The following is a 4,303-nucleotide window of genomic DNA, read 5'->3' on the forward strand; positions in this document are numbered from 1 at the left end:
TATTATTCGAATCGACTGAGCACAAAAGTGTTACCTATGTGCCCGGTCTGATCTGTTACCCATGTGCCCGGTTGTACCTTTATGCGCACCAGCATAAATATTTTTGGCTTAGGTAAGCGGTATTGCGCGATTTCATTCGATTAACGCGGTCGCGATCCCGGCCGTCCGTTGCCCAACATAATAGCTAAACGGCTGCCGCCCGGCGTGGTCTCCATTAAAATCTTGGTGACGCTGGTCAGTGGAACCGACAGCAACATTCCTATCGGCCCGAGTAGCCAGCCCCAGAAAATCAGTGACAGAAACACCACCAACGTCGAAAGCCCTAATCCGCGCCCCATCAGCTTCGGCTCCAGCATATTGCCAAACACCATGTGAATCGCACCAAATAACGCCGCAACAAATAGCGCATCGTAAACACCGTTGAGCACCAGTGCCTGAACAAACGGCGGGATGCCCGCGATAATCGGTCCGATGTTGGGAATGAAGTTAAGGATAAAGGCGACGACGCCCCAGAACAGCGCAAACTTCACGCCAATCAACGCCAGCACCAGCCACACGGCAGCACCGGTAATCAAACTGACCAGGGTTTTCAGAGCCAGATAATGTGTGACGCCTTTGAAGGCCTTATGCAGCCCGGCAATGCGGATTTGCGGGTTAATCATGGCATTACGCATCTTATAAGGCAGGTGACGCACCTCAAACAGCATAAATACCACGGTAAGGATCAGCAGAAGCACATTGGTCATGGCACCGGAAAACTGCTTCAACAGCGTGGTGGCCATATCCATCATCACATTGGGATCGAGCCGTGCAGCCAGCGCTTCGGTAGAGATATTGATATGAAAGCGCGCGGCAACATGCTGAACCACGGCGAGTTTCTGCTCCAGCAAGCTACGAATTTGCGGATAGGTATCGCTGAAGTCACTGGCTGAACTGGCCATCACACCAATCAGCAGCAATATGAAGATGAAAATCACGCTAATCACCAGGGCGATCGCCAGGCTGCGCCGCACGCCGCGTCGCATCAACAGGGTCACCAGCGGGTTAAGCACAATCGCCAGAAAACTGGCGAGCAGAAAGGGAACCAGAATCTCTGATGCGGCGCGAATGCCCGCCAGAATGATCACCAGCATCGCCATCTTGACCAGCATGTTCTGGCCAATTTTTTCCTGTGGCAGGTTGTTCATGCACTCTCCTGAGTCATTTATGGCTCAGGAGAGTGTAGTTGAATGAGAGTAAGTGGTTGTTTAATTAGGAATAAGCGAAACGCTGCATTGCGGTCCTCAACCAGGTGCGCATAAATGCATCATCAAATTCTGTGCGGTTTATTGCCAGGTGCGCATAAATGCGTCATCAAATCCTGTGCGGTTTGCTGCCAGGTGCGCATAAATGCGCACCCTACGGGGGGATTAAATGTAGGGGCGCCATTTATGGCGACCAAGGTTGTTATTTCCCCTGACGCTGCATCAGAGCGGTAGCGCCCAGCATCAAGGTCAGGCTGGCAAACAGCGTGACGGTTGCCATCGCCATGCCTTGGCCTACTGAACCTTGTTCAAACTGCCGCCAGATAAAAATCGCCACGGTCTGCGTGCCAGCGGGCGCCAGTAGTAACGAGGTCACCAGCTCACGTGAAGCTACCGCGAACACCATCATCATCGCTGCCAGCAGGCTGGGAGCCACCAGCGGTAGCACAATCAAACGCAGTGCCTGCAAACGTGAAGCGCCATGCACACGCGCCGCCGGTTCCAGCGTCGGAGCCAGTTGACGCAACGCGCTACTGACATAGCGCACTGGCCATGGCAATAACAGGCAGCTGTAGGAAAGCAGCAGGATAAATATCGTGTTGTAAGGCGATACCGGCCAGAAGCCGCGATTCCACAGCAAAATCAACCCAACGCCGACTACCACGCCCGGCATTGCCGCCGGCAGTAGCGCCAGCCCATCCATCATTGCCAGCAGGCGCGTTTTGCCTTCTGAGACGCGCCAGGCAATCAGGAACCCGAGCAGGCCGGTCAGCAGTGCCGCCCCGAGCGCTAGCCCAATGCTGGTGGAGAAAGCCGCCAGTGCATCGCCTTGCTGACTAAACAGCGCACCGAAGTGGCGCAGCGTCAGGTTATCCAGATGCAAGCCGCCGGAGAGGGTATTCTGTAATCCGCTCAGCGTCATTGCCCCCAGCGGCAGGATCACCGCCAACACCAGCGTCAGTGCGAAGGGCAATATCATCAGCGGTAACCAGCGACCGCCATGGGCGAGTTCCTGCACCACGGGTTTGCCGTTGACCGCTGTCACATCACTGCTGCCCGTGAGTTTCCGCTGCAGGAACCAGGCCGTCAGCGCCACCAAACTCAACATTAATGAGAGTGAAGCTGCGCCCGGTAAATCAATCGGCCAGTCCGCCAGTTTGGTCTCGATACCAACGGTCATGAGCGTGAGATGTGCCTGGGTACCCAGCGCGGCGGGCACGCCGTACTCTTCAATCGCGAGAGTGAATGCCAACAGCACGCCACCGGCCAAAGCGGGCAAGGTCAGCGGCAGCGTGATTTGCGCAAAGGCGCGCCACGCCGAAGCTCCATGTACGCGGGCAACCCAGGCAAGACGTTGCCCGCTCGCCATCAACGAACGCGACACGGCAAAATAGACCACCGGGAAGATATTCAGCGTCATCACCAGCGTCATGCCGCTACTGCTGAACAGCAGGCTGTCAAAGTTAACGCCGGTGAGTTGTTCGATATACCCGTTGCGTTGCAGTGCCAGCGTCCATGACAGCGCCACGATATAGGGTGGGGTGAGGAAGGGGATCAGGAACAGCAGGTCCCACAGCGCCGCACCCGGCAGGCGAAACAGGCCGCGCAGTGCGCCGAGCGGTAAGCCCAGCAGCAAACTGCACAGCGCGACGCCCGCTCCGATTTTTAGCGTGCCCAGCCACATCGGCATCAGCTGTGGATCCTTGAATAGCGCCGGTAATGCACTAAAAGCGCCGCTCCAGTTTCCCTCACCCAGCTGCGGAAACAGCGCTTGCAGCACAATAAACAGCAGCGGCAGCGCCACCAGCAGCACCAGCGCCAGTAGAATCAATCCATTCAGGGCACGCGACATGGCTTACTGTCCGAACAATGTGCCAAAGCGCTTCAGCACTGCCGCACGTTCGCTGCTACCGTCGTTATTGGCGGGCAGCAGTTTGATCTCGGTGAACAGCGGACGCTGCGCTTTGATATCGGTTCGCGCGGGCATCAGCCAGGCTTTGGCAACCTGCTCCTGACCTTCATCTGACAGCACATAATCGACGAATTTTTTCGCATCGTCGGCGTGTTGGCTACTTTTCAGTATCATCATCGGACGCGGTGCGACCACGGTGCCATTCTCAGGGAAGATCACCTTCACGCTCTCACCCTGCGCGATGTTGTTATAGGTAACGTAATCCACGGCCCCAAACACCGCCGCTTTTGCCCCCTGCAACACTGGCGTGACCGCCTGCGCATTCGGACCACTCATCACCATGCCGTTGGCTTTCAGCTGGTCAAACAGCTGCCAGGCTTTTTCACCTTCGCTGTTTTGCAGGCCAATCAGCAGGTCAAGTGACGCACCAGACAGCGCGGGATCTGGCGTAGTGACTTTGTCTTTAAAAGCAGGCGCGGTCAGGTCTTGCCAGGTTTTCGGTTCAGGCGTGCCGCTTTTGGTGTTCCACACAATACCGAGGGCGGAAATCCCCTGCGCCACATAGTTGGCGGTTTTAAATTGATCCGGCACTTTCGTCGCGTTGCTGCTCTGATAAGGCAGCAACCAGCCACGGTTTTGCAGATCTTCGGCGGTATCCCATGACGCGGAGATCAACACATCGGCTTGTGGATTCGCCTGCTCCGCTTCGAGACGCGCCATCACCTTACCGGTGGTGGCCTGGAAGATATTCACTTTAATACCGGTTTGTTTTTCAAATCCGGCGGCAAGACTTTTCGACAGCGAGCCCGGACCCGCGGTGTACACCGTCAGTGCGTGGGCGTCATTCATCATTATGGCGGAAGTCAAAATCATCGCGCTGATGGCTCCTTTGTGGCTGATGACATTTTTAACTGACTTGAGAGATGGCATTGCGGTCCCCTGAGAGGTGAGTAACGGAAACAATCTGGCCCTGAGCCAGGTGAATAATGCGGTCGGCGAGCGTGTTGGCCTCCTCGCGATCATGCGTGACATACACCGCGGTAATGCCCGACGCGCGCAGCAGATCCGCCATGGTGTGTACCAGGGTTTCGCGCAGGTCGCGGTCAAGGTTGGAGAGCGGTTCGTCGAACAGTAAAATCGCGGGTTT

Annotated in this window: 3 protein-coding genes and 1 pseudogene; all 4 read right to left on the reverse strand. The window is 56.2% G+C overall.

All coding sequences use genetic code 11. The features are described 5' to 3' along the window. Positions 1-140 precede the first annotated feature (140 nt). Positions 141-1,187: an AI-2E family transporter gene (locus tag PSSD_RS25505; RefSeq protein ID WP_039328407.1), complete on the reverse strand. Its 1,047-nt coding sequence runs from the start codon at positions 1,185-1,187 to the stop codon at positions 141-143. A gap of 259 nt (positions 1,188-1,446) precedes the next feature. Then, complete coding sequence (locus PSSD_RS25510) at positions 1,447-3,096, reverse strand: ABC transporter permease (RefSeq protein ID WP_039328408.1); 1,650 nt, start codon at positions 3,094-3,096, stop codon at positions 1,447-1,449. A gap of 3 nt (positions 3,097-3,099) precedes the next feature. Further along, on the reverse strand, positions 3,100-4,086 hold the full coding sequence (locus PSSD_RS25515) for an ABC transporter substrate-binding protein (RefSeq protein WP_201023850.1): 987 nt from the start codon (positions 4,084-4,086) through the stop codon (positions 3,100-3,102). Then, a pseudogene (locus PSSD_RS25520) lies at positions 4,064-4,303 on the reverse strand (ABC transporter ATP-binding protein); the annotation flags it as partial. The pseudogene PSSD_RS25520 and the gene PSSD_RS25515, both read right to left, overlap by 23 nt.

The organism is Type-D symbiont of Plautia stali, assembly GCF_001485335.1.
Classification (GTDB): domain Bacteria; phylum Pseudomonadota; class Gammaproteobacteria; order Enterobacterales; family Enterobacteriaceae; genus Pantoea; species Pantoea vagans_C.

Coding starts and splice junctions, on each gene's coding strand:
- PSSD_RS25505 (WP_039328407.1), bottom strand. CDS start 1,187: ATGAACAACCTGCCACAGGAAAAAATTGGCCAGAACATGCTGGTCAAG.
- PSSD_RS25510 (WP_039328408.1), bottom strand. CDS start 3,096: ATGTCGCGTGCCCTGAATGGATTGATTCTACTGGCGCTGGTGCTGCTG.
- PSSD_RS25515 (WP_201023850.1), bottom strand. CDS start 4,086: ATGCCATCTCTCAAGTCAGTTAAAAATGTCATCAGCCACAAAGGAGCC.